Annotated in this window: 19 protein-coding genes; 10 read left to right on the top strand and 9 right to left on the bottom strand. The window is 68.3% G+C overall.

Annotation, left to right across the window (positions count from 1 at the left end):
- Nucleotides 1-25 precede the first annotated feature (25 nt).
- Together ABZW96_RS06435 and mscL are read left to right on the top strand one after the other, a co-directional pair.
- The gene (locus ABZW96_RS06435; protein WP_355071899.1) at nt 26-763 is read left to right on the top strand and encodes an SDR family NAD(P)-dependent oxidoreductase; all 738 of its coding nucleotides are present in this window, start codon (nt 26-28) and stop codon (nt 761-763) included.
- 110 nt (nt 764-873) lie between these two features.
- The gene (gene mscL / locus ABZW96_RS06430; RefSeq protein WP_355071897.1) at nt 874-1362 is read left to right on the top strand and encodes a large conductance mechanosensitive channel protein MscL; all 489 of its coding nucleotides are present in this window, start codon (nt 874-876) and stop codon (nt 1360-1362) included.
- A gap of 6 nt (nt 1363-1368) precedes the next feature.
- Here the strand turns inward: mscL and ABZW96_RS06425 are convergent, their stop codons facing one another.
- On the bottom strand, nt 1369-2592 hold the full coding sequence (locus ABZW96_RS06425) for an Ig-like domain-containing protein (RefSeq protein ID WP_355072132.1): 1224 nt from the start codon (nt 2590-2592) through the stop codon (nt 1369-1371).
- Between the two features lie 83 nt (nt 2593-2675).
- Entirely contained in the window at nt 2676-3773 is a 1098-nt protein-coding gene (locus ABZW96_RS06420) for a UDP-N-acetylmuramate dehydrogenase (RefSeq protein WP_355072130.1), read from the bottom strand.
- A gap of 198 nt (nt 3774-3971) precedes the next feature.
- On the opposite strand from ABZW96_RS06420, the gene ABZW96_RS06415 reads away from it, so the two are divergent.
- The 3 genes from ABZW96_RS06415 to ABZW96_RS06405 all read left to right on the top strand — a co-directional run bounded on the left by ABZW96_RS06415 (nt 3972) and on the right by ABZW96_RS06405 (nt 5876).
- A complete protein-coding gene (locus ABZW96_RS06415; RefSeq protein WP_355071896.1) occupies nt 3972-4457 on the top strand; it encodes a DUF2505 domain-containing protein in 486 nt (161 codons plus the stop codon).
- Between the two features lie 121 nt (nt 4458-4578).
- Nucleotides 4579-5100, top strand: a complete 522-nt coding sequence (locus tag ABZW96_RS06410; protein ID WP_355071895.1) for a DUF2505 domain-containing protein — start codon at nt 4579-4581, stop codon at nt 5098-5100.
- Nucleotides 5070-5876, top strand: a complete 807-nt coding sequence (locus ABZW96_RS06405; RefSeq protein ID WP_355071893.1) for a class I SAM-dependent methyltransferase — start codon at nt 5070-5072, stop codon at nt 5874-5876. The genes ABZW96_RS06410 and ABZW96_RS06405 overlap by 31 nt, the downstream gene beginning before the upstream one ends.
- Before the next feature lie 10 nt (nt 5877-5886).
- On the opposite strand, the gene ABZW96_RS06400 is transcribed toward ABZW96_RS06405, so the two are convergent.
- Nucleotides 5887-6495 (bottom strand): hypothetical protein, encoded by a 609-nt coding sequence (locus ABZW96_RS06400; protein ID WP_355071891.1) that lies wholly within the window; start codon nt 6493-6495, stop codon nt 5887-5889.
- Nucleotides 6496-6594: 99 nt separating this feature from the next.
- Between ABZW96_RS06400 and ABZW96_RS06395 the strand changes: the two genes are divergently transcribed.
- On the top strand, nt 6595-7317 hold the full coding sequence (locus ABZW96_RS06395) for a DUF2993 domain-containing protein (protein ID WP_355071890.1): 723 nt from the start codon (nt 6595-6597) through the stop codon (nt 7315-7317).
- Between the two features lie 42 nt (nt 7318-7359).
- Here ABZW96_RS06395 and deoC read toward each other — a convergent pair whose 3' ends face one another.
- The gene (deoC, locus tag ABZW96_RS06390; RefSeq protein ID WP_355071888.1) at nt 7360-8028 is read right to left on the bottom strand and encodes a deoxyribose-phosphate aldolase; all 669 of its coding nucleotides are present in this window, start codon (nt 8026-8028) and stop codon (nt 7360-7362) included.
- 154 nt (nt 8029-8182) lie between these two features.
- Between deoC and ABZW96_RS06385 the strand changes: the two genes are divergently transcribed.
- Complete coding sequence (locus ABZW96_RS06385; protein ID WP_355071887.1) at nt 8183-8725, top strand: N-acetyltransferase; 543 nt, start codon at nt 8183-8185, stop codon at nt 8723-8725.
- A gap of 300 nt (nt 8726-9025) precedes the next feature.
- The gene (gene purU, locus ABZW96_RS06380; RefSeq protein WP_355071886.1) at nt 9026-9916 is read left to right on the top strand and encodes a formyltetrahydrofolate deformylase; all 891 of its coding nucleotides are present in this window, start codon (nt 9026-9028) and stop codon (nt 9914-9916) included.
- A gap of 22 nt (nt 9917-9938) precedes the next feature.
- Here the strand turns inward: purU and ABZW96_RS06375 are convergent, their stop codons facing one another.
- The 5 genes from ABZW96_RS06375 to ABZW96_RS06355 all read right to left on the bottom strand — a co-directional run bounded on the left by ABZW96_RS06375 (nt 9939) and on the right by ABZW96_RS06355 (nt 14073).
- Nucleotides 9939-10982, bottom strand: coding sequence for an alpha/beta hydrolase (locus ABZW96_RS06375; protein ID WP_355071884.1), 1044 nt, complete (start codon nt 10980-10982; stop codon nt 9939-9941).
- 92 nt (nt 10983-11074) lie between these two features.
- On the bottom strand, nt 11075-11380 hold the full coding sequence (locus tag ABZW96_RS06370; protein WP_350906782.1) for a DUF2516 family protein: 306 nt from the start codon (nt 11378-11380) through the stop codon (nt 11075-11077).
- 67 nt (nt 11381-11447) lie between these two features.
- On the bottom strand, nt 11448-12122 hold the full coding sequence (locus tag ABZW96_RS06365; RefSeq protein ID WP_355071883.1) for a heparin-binding hemagglutinin: 675 nt from the start codon (nt 12120-12122) through the stop codon (nt 11448-11450).
- Nucleotides 12119-12625 carry a helix-turn-helix transcriptional regulator gene (locus ABZW96_RS06360; protein WP_355071881.1) on the bottom strand — a complete coding sequence of 169 codons (507 nt, stop codon included), beginning with the start codon at nt 12623-12625 and terminating at the stop codon, nt 12119-12121. The genes ABZW96_RS06365 and ABZW96_RS06360 overlap by 4 nt, the downstream gene beginning before the upstream one ends.
- Nucleotides 12626-12729: 104 nt before the next feature.
- Nucleotides 12730-14073: a DUF445 family protein gene (locus ABZW96_RS06355; protein WP_355071879.1), complete on the bottom strand. Its 1344-nt coding sequence runs from the start codon at nt 14071-14073 to the stop codon at nt 12730-12732.
- 249 nt (nt 14074-14322) lie between these two features.
- On the opposite strand from ABZW96_RS06355, the gene ABZW96_RS06350 reads away from it, so the two are divergent.
- Both ABZW96_RS06350 and ABZW96_RS06345 read left to right on the top strand, forming a co-directional pair.
- Nucleotides 14323-14991: a TetR/AcrR family transcriptional regulator gene (locus ABZW96_RS06350; protein WP_355071877.1), complete on the top strand. Its 669-nt coding sequence runs from the start codon at nt 14323-14325 to the stop codon at nt 14989-14991.
- A gap of 213 nt (nt 14992-15204) precedes the next feature.
- Nucleotides 15205-16617, top strand: a complete 1413-nt coding sequence (locus ABZW96_RS06345) for an AarF/ABC1/UbiB kinase family protein (RefSeq protein ID WP_355071875.1) — start codon at nt 15205-15207, stop codon at nt 16615-16617.
- Nucleotides 16618-16642 lie beyond the last annotated feature (25 nt).

Below are 16642 nucleotides of genomic sequence, written 5' to 3'. Positions count from 1 at the left end.
CCTCGCGCACCTAGGATCTGTTCGCATGAGCACTCGCACCGCCGTCGTGACCGGAGCCAGCTCGGGGATCGGGGAGGCCACCGCCCGTGAGCTGGCCGAGCAGGGCTATCACGTCTACGTCGGTGCGCGCAGGCTCGATCGCCTTGGCCGCCTCGCCGACGAGATCGGCGGCACCGCACTGGAACTCGACGTCACCTCGGACGAGTCGGTGCGGGCGTTCACCGAAGCGGTCGAGCGCGTCGACGTGCTGGTCAACAACGCGGGCGGCGCGAAGGGCCTGGCTCCGGTGGCCGAGGCCGACCTGGACGACTGGCGCTGGATGTGGGAGACCAACGTGCTCGGCACACTGCGCGTCACCAAGGCGCTGCTGCCGAAGCTGATCGCCTCCGGTGACGGGCTGATCGTCACCGTCACGTCGGTGGCCGCGTTCACCGCCTACGACAACGGCGCCGGGTACACCTCCGCCAAGCACGCGCAGGCCGTGCTGCACCGCACGCTGCGCGGAGAGCTGCTCGGGCAGCCGGTGCGCCTCACCGAGATCGCGCCCGGCGCGGTGGAGACCGAGTTCTCGCTGGTGCGTTTCGGCGGCGACGCCGAACGCGCGGCCAAGGTGTACGAGGGCATCGATCCGCTGGTCGCCCAGGACATCGCGGAGGTCATCGGGTTCGTCGCGTCGCGACCGGCGCACGTCGATCTGGACCAGATCATCATCAAGCCGCGCGACCAGGCCGACGCGGGTCGGTTCGCCCGCCGCACTTCATAGCTGAAGCGCATTACTCGTTCGGCAGCGCTGGCCCGGCCGCGAATCGCTGGGCCTTCGCTGTTCGCCCGTAGCCGTTAACATCCGAGAAGCCGCACGCGTAAGGACATCGGATGGGAGTGATTCGGCTCATGTTCAAGGGCTTCAAAGAGTTCCTGATGCGCGGGAACGTCATCGATCTCGCGGTCGCCGTCGTCATGGGCACCGCGTTCACCTCCGTGGTGACCTCGGTGACGAAAGGTGTCGTCAATCCGCTACTCGCGGTGTTCGGCAGCACCAACCAGCTGGGCCTCGGCGTGCAGCTGATCCCCTCCAAGCCCGCCACCTTCATCGCCGTCGGCCCGATCATCACGGCCGCCATCGATTTCTTCATGGTCGCCGCGGTGCTGTACTTCGTGCTGATCCTGCCCATGAAGACGATCAAGAATCGCTTCGGCACGCCGAAGGCGGCCGAGCCCACCCAGATCGAACTGCTGACCGAGATTCGCGACCTGCTCGCCGAGCGGCACGAGGCGGTCCGCGCCCAACGCCAGGCCGACCGAGAGGTCGAAGAGGAACACGCCGACGACGCGACCGAAGAACAGAACGTGAAGGTGCGCTAGACCCGGTCAGCGCGCCCCCGCGGGCTGCGGGGGCAGGGGTGTGGCGGAGACCACGGCGGACGGCGCGCCCCGCAACGCCGACATGGTTTTCCAGGTGTCCCAGTCGATGGTCCAGTCGTAGAGGTCGCCGTCGGCGGCCGAGAGCGGGATCGAGGTTCCGGTCACCTCGACCGGATCGCCGTACAGGGACGTGGGGAAATAAGCCTGGGCATCACCGGGCGACAGATTGATGCAGCCGTTGGTGACGTTCGCCGACCCTTGCGCCGACAGCGATTCCGGGTTGGCGTGGATGAATTCGCCGTTGTTGGAAATGCGTACCGCCCAGCGTTCGCGAACATTGGTGTAGAACGGCGGGTTCGACATCATGAAGTCTTCGTACTTCTCGGTGACCACGTGGACACCGGAACGAGTCACGTTGCGCGCCTCGTTGCCCTCGCCGTAACTGACGGCGAAATCGAAGACCGTCCGTCCGTCGCGGACGACCTGCATGCGGTGACTCGGGGCGCTCGCCTTGACGATCTGGCTGCGGCCGATGCGGAAATCGGTGGTCAGATCGGAATCGCCGTAGTTGCCGCCACCGAGGTCGAGGCCGTAGAGCCGGGCCGAGACGTGCACGGCGGTCCCCGGTGTCCAGTAGTTTTTCGGACGCCAGTGCAGGCGGGAGCCGCCGTCGTCCGGGAACCAGGCCCACGCGCCCTCGGTGGGCGGGTCGGTGGTGATCGTGAGCGCCTTCTCCACCGCCGCCTTGTTCGTGACGGAGGACTTGAACTGCAGGATGATCGGCGCCGCGATGCCGACCTCCTGGTTGTCGCCGATGTTCAGGGTCGCGGGGACGGTGCTCTTGGGCTTCAGGGTGTGGAACGAGCCGTCGATCGGGATCGGCTTGCCGTCGGCGCCGACGGCGGTGCCGGACCAGGCGTAGGTGGCGTCGTAGCCGAGCGGCTCGGTGATGGTGTAAGCGCGCCGGTCCGGCGCGAGTTCGCCGCGGACCTGCTTGCCCGCGACGTTGGTCAGCGCGACCTGATCGATCGTGCCGTCGCTGATCGTCACCGAGACCGGCGTTGTCGGGTTGACGTTCGTGGCGTCGGCGGCGGGGGTCAACGTCGCTTTGGCGATCGGACCGGCAGCGGCACGCGGCTTTCCGGAGCCGCGGTCTATCGTGCAACCGGCCACCAGAGCGACGACCACGAGCAGGAGGGCCGACACCACGGCAACCGATCGGCGGATCATCGTGCGGTGGTTCACTTCGTCGAATCTACGCGCGGCGCGCGCGCCGACCCGTCGACGCAGCGTGTGGTGTCGGCCTCAACGGGTCAGAGGGTGAGACCCACCGTGACCGGTTCGGGTTCCAGCCGGATCCCGAAACGCTCGGCCACGCCGTCGCGGACCGTCCTGGCCAGCGCCACCACATCGGCCGCACTGGCGCCGCCGCGATTGGTCAGCGCCAGTGTGTGTTTCGTCGACAGCCGGGCGGGCGCACCGTCGCCGGGGAAGCCCTTGGCGAAACCGGCCCGCTCGATTAGCCAGCCCGCGGAGAACTTGACTCCGTCCGGCGCCGGATAGGTCGGGACCGCGACGTCGCCCAGATGAGCGGCGATCGCGGCGCGCACCTGGGCCACCCGCTCCGGCGCGACCACCGGATTGGTGAAAAACGAACCCGCGCTCCAGGTGTCGTGGTCGGCCGGATCGAGAACCATGCCCTTGCCCGCACGCAACCGCAGCACCGCTTCCCGCACCTCGGCCGCGGGGCGGGACTCGCCGTCCGCGGCGTCCAGCGCCGAGGCCAGCTCGCCGTAACGCAGCGGCACGCTGGAACCGTCTGCGCGCAGCGCGAAATCGACCGCGAGCACGACGGCGTCGTCACGGTGCTTGAGCACGCTGGTGCGGTAACCGAAACCGAGTTCCGCGGGCTCCACCCACCGGATCTCACCGCTGGCGCGATCCAGCAGGCGCACCCGGCGCAGCAGATTCGCCACCTCCGCGCCGTAGGCGCCGACGTTCTGCACGGGCGTCGCACCCGCCGAACCGGGAATGCCGGACAGACACTCCAATCCTCCGAGACCCGCCTCGACCGTCGCCCGCACCACGGCGTCCCAGTCCGCGCCCGCCTCGGCGACCACGCCGCCGTCGCCGATCTCGACGCCGCCGGTGGCGATCCGCACAACGACGCCGTCGAAGCCGTCGTCGCCGATCAGCAGATTCGAGCCACCCGCGAGCAGCAGCACCGGGACACCCGCCGCGTCCAGCGCACGGACCGTCGCGACCAACGCTTCGGTCGTCGCGCATTCGGCGACCAGGGCGGGTCCACCCACTCGCAGCGTGGTCAGCTCCGCCAACCGCACGTCGGCGCATAGCCGCGCGCCGGTATCGGCGAGGAGATCCGACGGCACCACTCGTGAAGTTCGCACGATGCTAAACGGTAGCGTGCGCGCCGACAGCTACACGCTGGTGTATCAGCCCGCGAGCGGATCGGATAGCACCGCTCGGGTAGCTCGAATGCCGAACAGCAGCGGGTGCGCTGACAGCTACACGCTGGCATTCTCCGCCCGCTAGCAGATCCGACAGCATGACTCGTGTGACTCGAGCGCCACACGGTAGCGTGTGGACCCATGGCTACACCGCTGGCGTACACGGCCCGCTACACCCATCCGACCGCCGCGGTGCGCGCGGCGTTCGCGAACGACCAGTACTGGAAGGATCGCATCGCGGAGGTCGGCGGCCCCAATGCCCGGCTGGAGTCGGTCACCATCAGCGGTGACGAGGTGCGCGTCGAGATGGTGCAGGCCATCCCCGCCGAACAGCTCCCCGCCGCGATCACCGCGGTGCGGCCCGGCGATCTGATCATCCCGCGCGTCGAGCACTGGACCGGGGACCAGGCCACCTTCGAGGCCCGCGTCGAGGGCGCGCCCGCCGAGGTCCGCGGCGCCATCGCCTTGGCCGCCGACGGCTCCGACGCCGTCACCACGGTCGACGGCACCATCGAGGTGAAGATTCCGCTGTTCGGCAGCAAGATCGAGAAGGCGATCGCCGAGCACCTCACCGAGCTGCTGAAGAACGAGGCGGAGTTCACCGGCAAGTGGCTCACGGCGCACTGACCGGCCTCGAGAGCACGGTCACTGTTCGACGTCACATCGCGCGGTCCCGGCCTTCGTGTCAGTTCCGCACTCCACCCGCCCATCGAGGTCGGCGCCGCCGGACCCAGTAACGTGTGAGCCCATGGCACGCCGATTGGACTACTCCGCCCGCTATCCGCTGCACACCACAAAAGAGCTGTACGCGGCGCTGTCGAACCGCGATTACTGGGACGCGCGGATGGGCGAGATGCGGAAGTACACCCCCGGCAACGAGGTGGTCCGGCTGGAGGCGGGCGACGACGGGATCACGGTCGAGCTGCACCACGTCCTCCCCCGCGACATGCTGCCGGAAATCGCGCAGACGGTGATGCGCAAGGACATGGTGATCACTCGCAAGGAGTTCTACAGCCCGTACGCCGCGGAGGAGACCACCGGCAAGTACTCGGCGTCCATTCCCGCAGGCCCCGGCAGCCTCGGCGGCACCATCCGCCTGTTCCCCACCGACACCGGCTGCACCATGCGCTTCTCGTCGGAGGCGAAAGTTTTCATCCCCATGGTGGGTCCGCGCCTGGAACAGCTGATGCTGGTGAACCTGGTCGACCTGTTCCGCGGCGAGGCCGAGTTCACGGTTCAGTGGCTGGAAGAACAACACCCCACTCGCTGACCAAGCCGGTCGGCAATATCACTCGTGGCACCACCGCCGTCAATCGTCTCCGCCGCAGCGACCGCTGGCTGATCAACGACGAATTCGTCGCCGACCGGTTGCGCGGTGCGCCCGATCCGCTGGTCGTCGATCTCGGGTACGGCGCGAGCCCGTGGACCACGTTCGAGCTGGCCGCTCGGCTGCGCACGATCCGCGCCGACGTGCGAGTGGTCGGATTGGAGATCGACCCGCAGCGCGTGGTGCCCGGCCGCGACGGCGTCACCTTCGCACGGGGCGGATTCGAATTGGCCGGGCTGCGGCCGGTTCTGGTGCGCGCCTTCAACGTCCTGCGGCAGTACCCGGAAGCGGCGGTCGGCGAGGCATGGTCGACGGTGCTGGCCGGGCTGGCGCCGGACGGGGTGCTGGTCGACGGCACCTGCGACGAATTGGGCAGACGCTGCGCATGGATCCTGCTCGACCGGGACGGGCCGCGCTCGCTCACGCTGGCCTGGGATCCTTTCACCGTCGAGCGTCCCTCCGACCTCGCCGAACGCTTGCCGAAGGCGTTGATCCACCGCAACGTTCCCGGTGAACCGATTCACGCGCTGCTGACCGCCGCCGATCGCGCGTGGGCCCACGCCGCGCCGATGGCACCATATGGCCCCCGGATCCGCTGGCGCGCGGCGGCGCGGGCGCTGCACGCGGAAGGCTTCCCGATCCGCCACTACCGCCGCCGCCTGCGCGACAGCGTGCTCTCGGTGCCGTGGTCGGCGGTCGCGCCGCTCGGTACGAGCTAGCGCGGTTTCGTCACGCTACGGCAAGCGCCTGATATACCCGTCGCGCGGCGCGCGGCGACAAGCGCGCACCCGCGTCGGTGATCTCCTCGCCCGCGCACCGGTGGATCGCGACCGCGTCGGCCACCACCTCGTTCAAGGCGGACTGCCCGATATCGGCCTCGGCCAGGTCGAGCACCGTGCGGACCGGCGTCGTCACCAGGAACGCACCCGCCGATTCCACGTCGGCGCCTGCCAGCGTTCGGCGCACGACCACCAGCCGCGGCGTCACCGGCGGACGTCCCGCGCGCGCCGACAGGTGCAGGAACCGCGGGCACAGGCTGCCGAGCCCGTGCAACTCCGCCGCACTCTGATGGGAGACGACCGCGGCGCCGTCGAACCAGGCCGCCCACATCGCGTACTCGTCGAGCGGGCCGTCCGGCCACCCGGCCAACCGGAGCATGCCGACTCCGGCCCTCGTCACCGAACCATCACCAAGGGCTGCTCGCACCCGCGCTCCGCACCCGGTGCGCAGCACCTGGCGAGTCGTGAAGAAACCGGCGTGCCGACCGGCCCAGCGGCGCAGAACACGCCATCCTTGTTCCGCGGATCCGATCGCGCGGCTTGCCTCATCGCCGGCCATGGGCATCAGGCTACGCTCGATTTTTGTGCTTCATGTCACATTCGAACCCCTCACGACCTCCTCAGAGACGGCACAGAAAGGTCGGGAAGAATTTTGGCCATGAGTACGAACGCAACCTCGCCCTCGACGATCAACCGGCGGACCCTGCTGATCGCCCTGACCGTGGTAGCGATTCTGCTCGCCACGGTCTTGGTCGGCGGCGAGGCCTACGCCAGGCACACGGTGTCGAACTGCATCAGCTCGCAGTTCGAGAAGGAGATGGGGTCGAAGATCGATGTGAGCTTCGGGCCCAAGCCGATGCTGCTCACCTGGATCGACGGCAAGGTGCCGACGGTCAAGGTGAACAGTGCCGACACCAAGTTCGGTCCCGCCGTCGGGATGGTGGTGCACGCCGTCTTCCGCGACGTCGACGTCGCCGACCAGAACGGCAGCGAGATCGGCAGTTCCTCGGCCGACGTCACCTGGAGCAACGAGGGGATCAAAGAGACCCTCGGCGGCATGGTCAGCGGGGTGAGTTCCTCGGCGAGTACCGGCATGCTCACCCTGTCGGTGCTCGGCGGCTTCGCCGAACTCCAGTTGAAGCCGCAGATCGTGAACGGCATGGTCAAGGTGGAGACGATGTCGGCGGAGTTGCTCGGCATCGGCCTGCCCTCCGACCTGGTGCAGAGCATCGTCGACCTGTTCACCAAGAGCCTGCAGAGCTACCCGCTCGGCATGGCGGCGACCGACCTGAAGGTCACCGACTCCGGCGTCGACGTCCACCTCTCCGGCGGGCGTACCCAGCTCGAGCAGGCGGGCAACGGCTCCGACACGCGCTGCTGAACGCGCACCGCCGCACGGCCTCCGGGCCTTGCGCTTTGACGGTCAGCTCGGGAAACCATCGAGCACTTCACGCGATTTCGACAGCCCGAGCCGGGTCGCGCCCGCCGCGATCAGCTCCGCGGCCGCCTCGGCGGTCCGGATGCCGCCACTGGCCTTGACGCCGAGCCTGTCGCCGACCGTCTCGGCCATCAACCGCACCGCGTGCGCGCTCGCGCCGCCCGCGGGGTGAAATCCCGTGGAGGTCTTCACGAAATCGGCGCCCGCGCGTTCGGCGACCCGGCACACCTGCACGATCGCTTCGTCCGGCAGCGCGGCGGACTCGATGATCACTTTCAACAGCGCCCGATCCCCGATCGCCTCGCGGACCGTGACGATGTCGGACAGCACCGCCGTGTAATCACCCGCGCGAGCCGCGCCGACATCGATGACCATGTCCACCTCGGCGGCGCCCTGATCCACCGCGAGCCGCGCCTCGGCGCCTTTGACCAGCGAATGATGCTTCCCCGAAGGGAATCCGGCGACCGTCGCGACCACCAGTCCGGGCGCGCGCACCGGCAACATGGACGGCGACACACAGATCGCCAGGACGCCAAGCGTCCGTGCGTCTTCGATCAACGCGCCGACCTGCGCGGGCGTCGCCTCCGGGGCGAGCAGCGTGTGATCGATCATGGCGGCCACTTCGGCCCTGGTCAGCGACGTGGAACTTGCCATGGGGTGAGAGTCTGGCACACCGGAATCGAATTCCGTTGCGCGCCTGGCGGCAGTTCGCGCACACTCGTAGCTGATGGCGCATCGGACAACGTGACGCCACGGTCGCTGACTAACGTGTGCGGATGGGCCCTACTTCGTTCGGGAGGAGACGACCGTGCTGATCCGTCGCGAACGCGTCGACGACGCCACTGCCATCGCGGCGGTGCATCGCAGCGCATTCGCACCGCGCTATGCCCCCGCCGCCGCGTCCGGTGGCCGCCCCGGCGCCGACCCGCCCGAGGTCGACCTGGTCGCCCAGCTGCGCAGTGACGAGGGTTGGATCCCGACGCTCTCGCTGGTGGCGATCGAGCACGACAGCGTGGTCGGCCACCTGTGCTTGACCAGAGCCGCCGTAGGCCCGTTCCCCGTGCTGGCGCTCGGCCCGATCGGCGTTCTCGCCGACCATCAGGGCGCCGGAGTCGGCTCCGCCCTCATGCACGCGGCGCTCGGCGCCGCGGACGCCCTCGACGAACCACTGATCGGCCTGCTCGGCAGCCTGGAGTTCTACCCGCGCTTCGGTTTCGTCCCCGCCGCCCGCCTCGGCATCACCCCCGACGACCCGTCGTGGATCAGCCACTTCCAGGTCCGCTCCCTCTCGGCCTACGACTCCCAGATCGCCGGCGAATTCCACTACGCCGAACCGTTTTACAACCTCTGAGCACCACCGCTCGACTCGGACGCATACTGCACAGACGGCCTGCGCCGCAGCCGACCTGATGCTCAGCTTCCGGCTCACCCTGCGGGCGAACGGTCCCGGCGCTAGTCCCACGGGTCGATGACAGACACCCCGGCTGCTCGGAACGGCGCGGTATCGCGAGTGGCGACGGCCATCCGAGCGGCGCCGGCCGTCGCGGCGATATAGCCGTCGGCAGTCGGCGATCGCACTTGGGGACACCTTGTCGAGCGCTCGGCGAAGGCGCGGCAAATGCCCGGCGGTGCACCTGGGAGGATGAACCCCATGAGTTCCGCTCCACCCGTCTCGGACGAACGCCGCTACGTGCTGACTCTCGGCTGCCCGGATCGGCCGGGCATCATCGCCCGGATCACGTCGTTCATCGCCGAGTTCGGCGGCTCGATCGTGGAGGCGGGGTATCACTCCGACGCGGATACCGGCTGGTTCTTCACGCGTCAGGCGATCAGGGCCGCGACGGTGCCGTTCGGCATCGCGGAGCTGCGTGACCGGTTCGCCGGGGTGGCGGCGGAACTGGGGCCGGAGAGCGAATGGCAACTGCTGGACTCCGGCGCGCGCCGTCGCGCGGTCCTGCTGGTCAGCAAGGACGGCCATTGTCTGCACGATTTGCTCGGACGCGCCGCCAGCGGTGAACTGCCCGCCACCATCGAGGCGGTGATCGGCAACCATCCGGATCTGGCGGCGATGACCGAGGCGCACGGGGTGAAGTTCCATCACGTGCCGTTCCCGAAGGACCCGGCCGAGCGCGGTCCCGCGTTCGAAGAGGTCCGCGCCCTGGTGGACGCGCACGATCCGCACGCGGTGGTGCTGGCGCGGTTCATGCAGGTGCTGCCGGCCGAGTTGTGCGAACACTGGGCGGGCAAGGCGATCAACATCCATCACAGCTTCCTGCCCTCGTTCGTCGGCGCTCGCCCGTACCACCAGGCTTTCGCCCGTGGCGTGAAGCTGATCGGAGCAACCTGCCACTACGTGACCCCGGAACTGGACGCGGGCCCGATCATCGAGCAGGACGTCATCCGCATCGACCACGCGGACGAAGTGCGCGACATGGTCCGCCAAGGTCGCGACATCGAGCGGGTGGTTCTGGCGCGCGGGCTGCGCTGGCATCTGGAGGGCCGCGTCCTGGTGCACGGCCGCCGGACGGTCGTCTTCTCCTGACCGGCGCGAGCGCCTGGGCGCGTCAGCCCGCGAGGTCGGCGCGGCTGGACTTGCGCGTGGCGGCGAGGACGCGCGCGAGTTCCTCGTTGAACCGCCCGTAGGCCTCGGCATTGCCGAGATGCCCCGTGGGCAGCACCTGATAGCGCGCGAGACTGCCGGTCTGCCGGAGCATTTCGACGATCCGCTCGGAGTGCACCGGCGGCGTCATGTCGTCGAACTGCCCCGAGATCACCGTCGTGGGGACCACCAGATTCCGGGCCGACTCCCCGACATCCATCGTGGCCAGCAGGAAACCGAACTTGGCGCGCACCCGCGCGGGACACGACCGCACGATGGCCATGCTGAAATCCAACAGCTCGCCTTTGGCCGCGGTGCTGAGGATCTGACGCGCGAACAGCCAGCGCACCGGCGCGATGGGCGGGAAGACCATCGGGGCGCCGAGCCCGAGCCTGCCGAACAGGAACGGCAGCGGCACCTTCAACTGCAGCAGCCGCAGCGGACGGTTCAGCAGCGGCACGACCGTCGTCTCCAGGATCAACCGGTCCGCCGCGGTATTGGTCAGCAGCACCGCGAGCGCCTGATGCGCGACCCGCTCGGGATAGCGTCCCGCCCAGGCCTGCAGTGTCATGCCGCCGAGGCTGTGGCCGACGAGCACGGCCCGCTGCCCGGGCGCGAGCGCGGCGTCGAGCACGGCGGCCAAGTCGTCGGCCAGCAGCTCCATGGTCAGCTCGCTCGACCCGTATTCGCTTTCGCCGTGACCGCGCTGGTCGTAAGCGATCACCCGATAGTCACCGGCGAACGCGTTGATCTGCGGATTCCAGTATTCCAGGCAGCAGGTCCACCCGTGGACGAGCACGATGGCGGGGGCATCCGACGGGCCGTAGGCGTGTACGCGCAGCCGGACGCCGTCACCGGTCTGGACCGGAATCACCTCGCGAGGCGCGGTCGGCGGGTTGAACGCGGCGGTCTGGTAGGTACGCGACCGCAAGTCGGCGCTGTGCGCGTCGCGCCAGCTCCGGAGCAGGCCCCGGAAGCTCGTCAACGCGGTCGGCAGCATGGCACGCATCGGACACTCCTTTGTGTTACTGCTAGATACAGTAACCCCGATTTGCGCCGCTTGCTAGTGCAAGCACCCTTACCTGTCGGCGAACTCCGCCCTCACCAGCGCGGACCCCGCTGCACCTCGTCCACCTTGGGCCGGACGTCGGCCAAGTAGACGCCCGTGGCGATGATCGCCGCGAAGGAGAGCAGGCCCAGACCCGCGGGGGAGAGCAGGAGCACGAGCACAGCCGCCCCGAGAATCGCCAGCCAGATCGGCTTGGTCAGTTTGTCCACCGCGGTGAACGCGTCCGGACGCTGACGCACGGCGTGGATCAGCGCGAAAATCGTCGCACCGAGCGCCGCCAGCCACAGCACCAGCAGGATCATCCCGGTCAATCCGTGCACCATATTCACCTCACCCATCATAGAAGCAACGCCCTCGCACACCAGGGGTGCGCGAGGGCGTCGAATCGCTTCAGCCGCGGGCCGTTCAGGGCTTCTTGGGAGCGGCCTTCTTGGCCGGAGCCTTCTTGGCCGCGGGGGCCTTCTTGGCCGGAGCCTTCTTGGCCTCACCGTTCACGACCGGAGCCGGGGTGGCCTCGGTGGTCACCTCGACGACCTCGGCCTCGACGACCGGCGCCGGGTCGATCTCTTCGTCGGCCGCGAGCTCGGCCTCCTTCGCCGGGCGGCCGATCAGTCCGTTGACGCGCCCGAGCACGTCCTCGGCGCGGCTGACCGCGTCGCCGTACAGCGTCTCGACCTTGCCGATCCGCTCGTCGACGACCTGGTTGGCGCGCAGCCGCTCGATCGTCTCCTCACCGCGGACGGCGAGGTCGGCGTAGATGTCCAGCGCCTGCCGGTAGTACTTCTCGGCCAGCGCCCGCAGCTCCTCGGCGGTGAACCGCTCGCGCAGTTCGGCGAGGTCGTCCGGCAGCTCCGACGGCAGGCCGGACAGCCGCTCACGCAGCGACTCGAACCGGTCCTGGACGTCGGCGGGAACGTTGGCGAAGCGCTCGCGCGCCTCCTCCACCCGGGCCTGCACCTCGGTGGCGGCCGCACGCTCGCGCACCTGCGCGAAAACGTCGTTGACGGCGGCGTAGAGGGCGTCACCCGCGCCGACGGTGGCGAGCAGGGGCTTGGTGACGGTGGCGTTCTTCTCGGTCATGGTGTTTCGTTCTCCTGGCGTGGCGGAGTTTCGGTTGTCGTGCGCGGAACGTCGCTGTCCCATACGTCCCCCCCTACCTCGTTTCCTCCGTTTTCCCGGCGAAACGATTCATAGATGTCCAGCAGCACCTGCTTCTGCCGCTCACTGATGAACGTGTCGGCGAGCAGTGCGTCCCGGACCGGACTGTGCGGCCGCTGCTCGAGATAGCCAGCCCGTACGTACAAGACCTCCGAGGAGACCCGCAGCGCTTTCGCGATCTGCGTGAGCACTTCGGCGGATGGATTTCGCAGTCCGCGCTCGATCTGGCTGAGATACGGATTGCTCACCCCCGCCAGCTGGGCGAGTTGACGCAACGAGACTTGCGCGGCTTCCCGCTGCGCCCTGATGAAGCCTCCGATGTCGTGCGCCGCACTGACGACGCGACCCCCTCGTTCGCCGATGCCGGACGAATGCTCGTCCGATCTCTCGGTGTACTCGGCGGAAACCTCGGGCTGGTCAGCCATCACTCACCTTCTGGCGGTTGTACGAATTCGATTCTAGGTCAGGGTGCTAGCTATTGCAAGCAGTCTGCTAGCAGCGTTTCGGCAAACGTTCCGCACGCCGCGGATCAACCGCCGAACATCAAGTGGGAAATCGTGTAGATCGTCAGTCCGGCAAGCGAACCGACGACGGTTCCGTTGATGCGGATGAATTGCAGATCCCGGCCGACCTGCAATTCGATCTTCTTGCTGGCTTCCTCGGCATCCCACCGGGCAACCGTGTCGGTGACCAGGGTGCTGATCTCACCGGCATAGTTTTCCACCAAGTAGCGCGCGCCGCGATCGATCCAGTTGTCGACCTTGGCCCGCATGTCCGCGTCGTCGCGCAAGCGCTCGCCGAGCTGCTGCACGTTCTCGGCGACCTTGCGCCGCAGCGTGCTGCTCGGATCGTCGGCGGACTCCAGGATCAGCCGCTTCGCCGCGCGCCAGGTGGCCGACGCGAGTCCGGTGATCTCCTCCCGGCCCATGATCTGCGCCTTGATCCGCTCCGCCTTTTTGATCATGGCGTCATCGAATTGCAGGTCCTCGGCGAATTCCTCCAGGAACCGGTTCGCGGCGAGACGAACCTCGTGCTCCGGATTGGAGCGGACTTTCCAGGTGAACTCGACCAGTTCCCGGTAGATCCGTTCGGAAAGCAAGATGTTGACGAATTTCGGCGCCCACTGCGGCGCGTCCCGCAAGACGATCCGATCGATCGTCTCCTGGGATCCGAGCGCCCACTGGTGCGCGCGCTCGGCGAGCAGATCCAGCAACGCCAACTGCCGGTTGTCGGCGAGCAGTTCCGCCAGCACCCTTCCGATCGGCGGACCCCACAGCGGCTCGGCGATCCGCTTGACGATGGTGTTGTCGATGACCTGCTCCACGTCCTCGTCGCGCAGTACGCCGACGACGGCGCGCAGGATGGTCGAGCTCTCCTGCGCCACGCGCGCGGCATGACCCGGATCGGCCATCCAGCGCCCGACCCGCCAGGAGATCTGCGCCGAGTTCACCTTGGCAGACACCACCTCGGGCGCCAGGAAGTTCGTGCCGACGAACGTACCGAGACTGGCGCCGAGCTGGTCTTTCTTCCGCCGGATGATCGCCGTGTGCGGGATGGGCAGGCCGAGTGGATGACGGAACAGGGCGGTCACCGCGAACCAGTCCGCCAGGGCGCCGACCATGCCCGCCTCCGAGGCCGCCCGCAGGTAGCCGACCCAGTCGCCGCCCGCCCCGCGCGATTCGGTCCAGCGGCAGAACAGATAGATCGCGGTGGCCAAGGCGAGCAGCCCGGTGGCGAACGCCTTCATCCGCCAGAGGTCACGACGCTTGGCCGCCTCGTCGAGCACGGCGGCGAAGCCGAGGGGCGCGGCGGCGTCTCCGGCGCGGTCGCCCCGGGCGTTCAGCACCGCGGTGTTGCCGGGAGCTTTCTCCATGCCTCCCATTCTGCTGTGCGCGGCGAAGTGAGCGAGCGGGGTGAGTGCCTGCGCACAAACCGGACGTGCCGGGCGCCGGACACGCCCGGACTGTGGTTCCTACCGCATCCGGGCTCAAAAGCGCATATCACGGGTATCGGGGACCTAAGCTGGTAGCTACCGGAGCACTTACGAACGAGGGAGCCCACGCTGTCCACCGAAGACCTTGTCGATGTCGGCGAGCGACCGTCGGCGGTGCGCGGCGGCCGGATGGACGGCCGCAAGCGCCGGTGGCGGCAACACAAGATCGACCGCAGGGAGGAACTCGTCGACGGCACTCTCGCCGCCGTGCGCGCCCGCGGCAGCAACGCGGGCATGGACGAGATCGCCGCGGAGATCGGCGTCTCCAAGACCGTGCTCTACCGCTACTTCTCCGACAAGAACGACCTCGTCCACGCGACCATGCAGCGGTTCATCGAGACCACGCTGATGCCGCGGGTGTACGGCGCGATCAGCCTGGACGCGGACGAATACCAGCTGGTGCGCTCGGCCCTGGCCGAGTACGTCGGCACGGTCGACGAGGACCCCGAGGTCTACCGCTTCATCATGGGCAACGGCTCGGCCGACCAGTCCTCGCTCGCGGAGTTCGAGAAGCTCTTCGCCGAGGTGGTGTGCGCGGTGATCACCGATCGCGCCAAGGACCGGGGCGTGGCGACCGAGGGCGCCGCGCTGGCGTCGTACGTGCTGGTCGGTGGCATCCAGCTGGCCACGCACTGGTGGACCACCAACAAGTCGCTGTCCCGCGAGGACGTGATCGATTACCTCACCATGCTCGCCTGGAGCGCCATCGAGGGCATGGCCCGCGCGGGCGGTTCGCCCGCCGCGTTCAACGCGCAGCAGCATGTGCTGCCCGCCCCCGAGACGCCGGCGCAAGACTGAATCGAGCCATCGACCCTGGTGCTAGCTGGAGCGCTTGCAAAAGTTCACCAGCACTCTCGACTTTGCCGAATCCTTGGCTAGTCTGAACCCGAGCGGTGCGCCGAGTGCGTTGCGTCACCGCAGGCGCCGTACTCGACGGCGGTCCGTGCGGGTGTCCCGCACGCTGCCGCCCGCGTCCGTCGCTCCGACCGCGGCACCAACGGAGGTACCTCGATGGCGAAGCAAGTACCGACCTCTCGGCTTGCTCGTGGCACGAAGCTGGGCGCGGTGGCAGCCAGTTCGGTGCTTCGCACCCAGCGCGCGCGGTTGACCATGCGGGGCAGATCCGAGGCCGTCCGGGCGAAGATGGCCGAGGAATCGATGATCCGCACCACCGAGCAGGTGGTCACGGTGCTGGGCACCATGAAGGGCGTCGCCATGAAGCTCGGCCAGATGATGTCGGTGCTCGATCTGGATCTGGTGCCAGAGGACCATCGGGAGCGGTTCCAGAAACGCCTGGCCGTGCTGCGCAACGCGGCCCCGACGGTCTCCTTCGCGGCCATGCGCCAGGTGATCGAGGACGATTTCGGAAAGCCGCTCGACGCGGTCTTCGCCGAGTTCGACGCCGAGCCCGTCGCCGCCGCCTCGATCGGCCAGGTGTACCGGGCGCGACTACACGACGGCCGCCAGGTCGCGGTGAAGGTGCAGTATCCGGGCATCGATGCCGCGGTGCGCGCGGATCTGAAGAATCTCGCGATGTTCCGGCGCGTGCTCCAGTCCGCGATGCCGTGGGTGACGCCCGCGGTGCTGGACGAGCTGCGGCTGAACATGGAGGCCGAGCTGGACTACCGGGCCGAAGCGGCCACCCAGTTGCAGATCGCCGAGTTGTACGCCGGGCATCCGTTCGTCATCGTCCCGCGCTCGCTGCCGGAGTTCTCCACCACGCGGGTGCTGGTCACCGAATACGTGGAGGGCAAGGGCTTCGAAGAGATCCGGCAGCTGCCCCAAGCGGAGCGCAACCGGATCGGCGAGATCATCTACCGGTTCTACGTGGGATCGCTGTTCACCTTCAACGAATTCTGCGGCGACCCGCATCCGGGCAACGTGCTGCTGGCCGACGACGGCCGGGTCGGCTTCCTGGATTTCGGATTGTTCAACCGCATGGACGCCGAGCACGTGCAATTCGAGCTGGTCTGTCTGCGTGCCGCGGCAGAAGATCGCGCGGAAGACCTGCGCGAGTTGATGATCCAACGCGGCGTCATCGATTCGCCGCAGGAGATCGGCGCCGAGGAGTGCCTGGAATACGTACTGGCCGCCTCGGAATGGTGTCTGATCGACGAGGAACTGACCATCACTCCCGAGCTCGCCAGCGGCGCCTTCCTGCTCGCGGTCGATCCGAGGGCCAGCGAGTTCACCGGTATGAAGCAACAGAATCTGCCGCCGGAGCACCTCTTCTCCCGCCGCGCCGACTTCCTGACCTTCGGCATGCTCGGCCACCTCGGCTGCACCGCGAACTGGCATCGCATCTCCAGGGAATGGCTCTACGACGAACCACCGGTCACCGAGCTCGGCCGGGCCCATCACGCCTGGCTTGCCGACCGCCCGCGCGCCGCGCCGCAACGGCCGCGCAAGAAGACCACCAAGTAGCCGCCGAACGGCGGCACGACCGCAG

Origin of the sequence: Nocardia sp. NPDC004168, assembly GCF_040610355.1 — a bacterium.
Taxonomy (GTDB): Bacteria; Actinomycetota; Actinomycetes; order Mycobacteriales; family Mycobacteriaceae; genus Nocardia; species Nocardia sichangensis.
Note: the sequence above shows the minus strand (reverse complement) of the source record. Positions and strands in the feature narration are given on the sequence as shown.

Bases quoted from the DNA above. Each gene is read 5' to 3' on its own strand.
- ABZW96_RS06425 (WP_355072132.1), bottom strand. From the start codon at position 2,592: ATGATCCGCCGATCGGTTGCCGTGGTGTCGGCCCTCCTGCTCGTGGTC.
- ABZW96_RS06435 (WP_355071899.1), top strand. From the start codon at position 26: ATGAGCACTCGCACCGCCGTCGTGACCGGAGCCAGCTCGGGGATCGGG.
- ABZW96_RS06410 (WP_355071895.1), top strand. From the start codon at position 4,579: ATGGCACGCCGATTGGACTACTCCGCCCGCTATCCGCTGCACACCACA.
- ABZW96_RS06415 (WP_355071896.1), top strand. From the start codon at position 3,972: ATGGCTACACCGCTGGCGTACACGGCCCGCTACACCCATCCGACCGCC.
- ABZW96_RS06355 (WP_355071879.1), bottom strand. From the start codon at position 14,073: ATGGAGAAAGCTCCCGGCAACACCGCGGTGCTGAACGCCCGGGGCGAC.
- ABZW96_RS06375 (WP_355071884.1), bottom strand. From the start codon at position 10,982: ATGCGTGCCATGCTGCCGACCGCGTTGACGAGCTTCCGGGGCCTGCTC.
- ABZW96_RS06400 (WP_355071891.1), bottom strand. From the start codon at position 6,495: ATGGCCGGCGATGAGGCAAGCCGCGCGATCGGATCCGCGGAACAAGGA.
- purU (WP_355071886.1), top strand. From the start codon at position 9,026: ATGAGTTCCGCTCCACCCGTCTCGGACGAACGCCGCTACGTGCTGACT.
- ABZW96_RS06365 (WP_355071883.1), bottom strand. From the start codon at position 12,122: ATGACCGAGAAGAACGCCACCGTCACCAAGCCCCTGCTCGCCACCGTC.
- mscL (WP_355071897.1), top strand. From the start codon at position 874: ATGGGAGTGATTCGGCTCATGTTCAAGGGCTTCAAAGAGTTCCTGATG.
- deoC (WP_355071888.1), bottom strand. From the start codon at position 8,028: ATGGCAAGTTCCACGTCGCTGACCAGGGCCGAAGTGGCCGCCATGATC.
- ABZW96_RS06395 (WP_355071890.1), top strand. From the start codon at position 6,595: ATGAGTACGAACGCAACCTCGCCCTCGACGATCAACCGGCGGACCCTG.
- ABZW96_RS06360 (WP_355071881.1), bottom strand. From the start codon at position 12,625: ATGGCTGACCAGCCCGAGGTTTCCGCCGAGTACACCGAGAGATCGGAC.
- ABZW96_RS06345 (WP_355071875.1), top strand. From the start codon at position 15,205: ATGGCGAAGCAAGTACCGACCTCTCGGCTTGCTCGTGGCACGAAGCTG.
- ABZW96_RS06370 (WP_350906782.1), bottom strand. From the start codon at position 11,380: ATGGGTGAGGTGAATATGGTGCACGGATTGACCGGGATGATCCTGCTG.
- ABZW96_RS06350 (WP_355071877.1), top strand. From the start codon at position 14,323: ATGGACGGCCGCAAGCGCCGGTGGCGGCAACACAAGATCGACCGCAGG.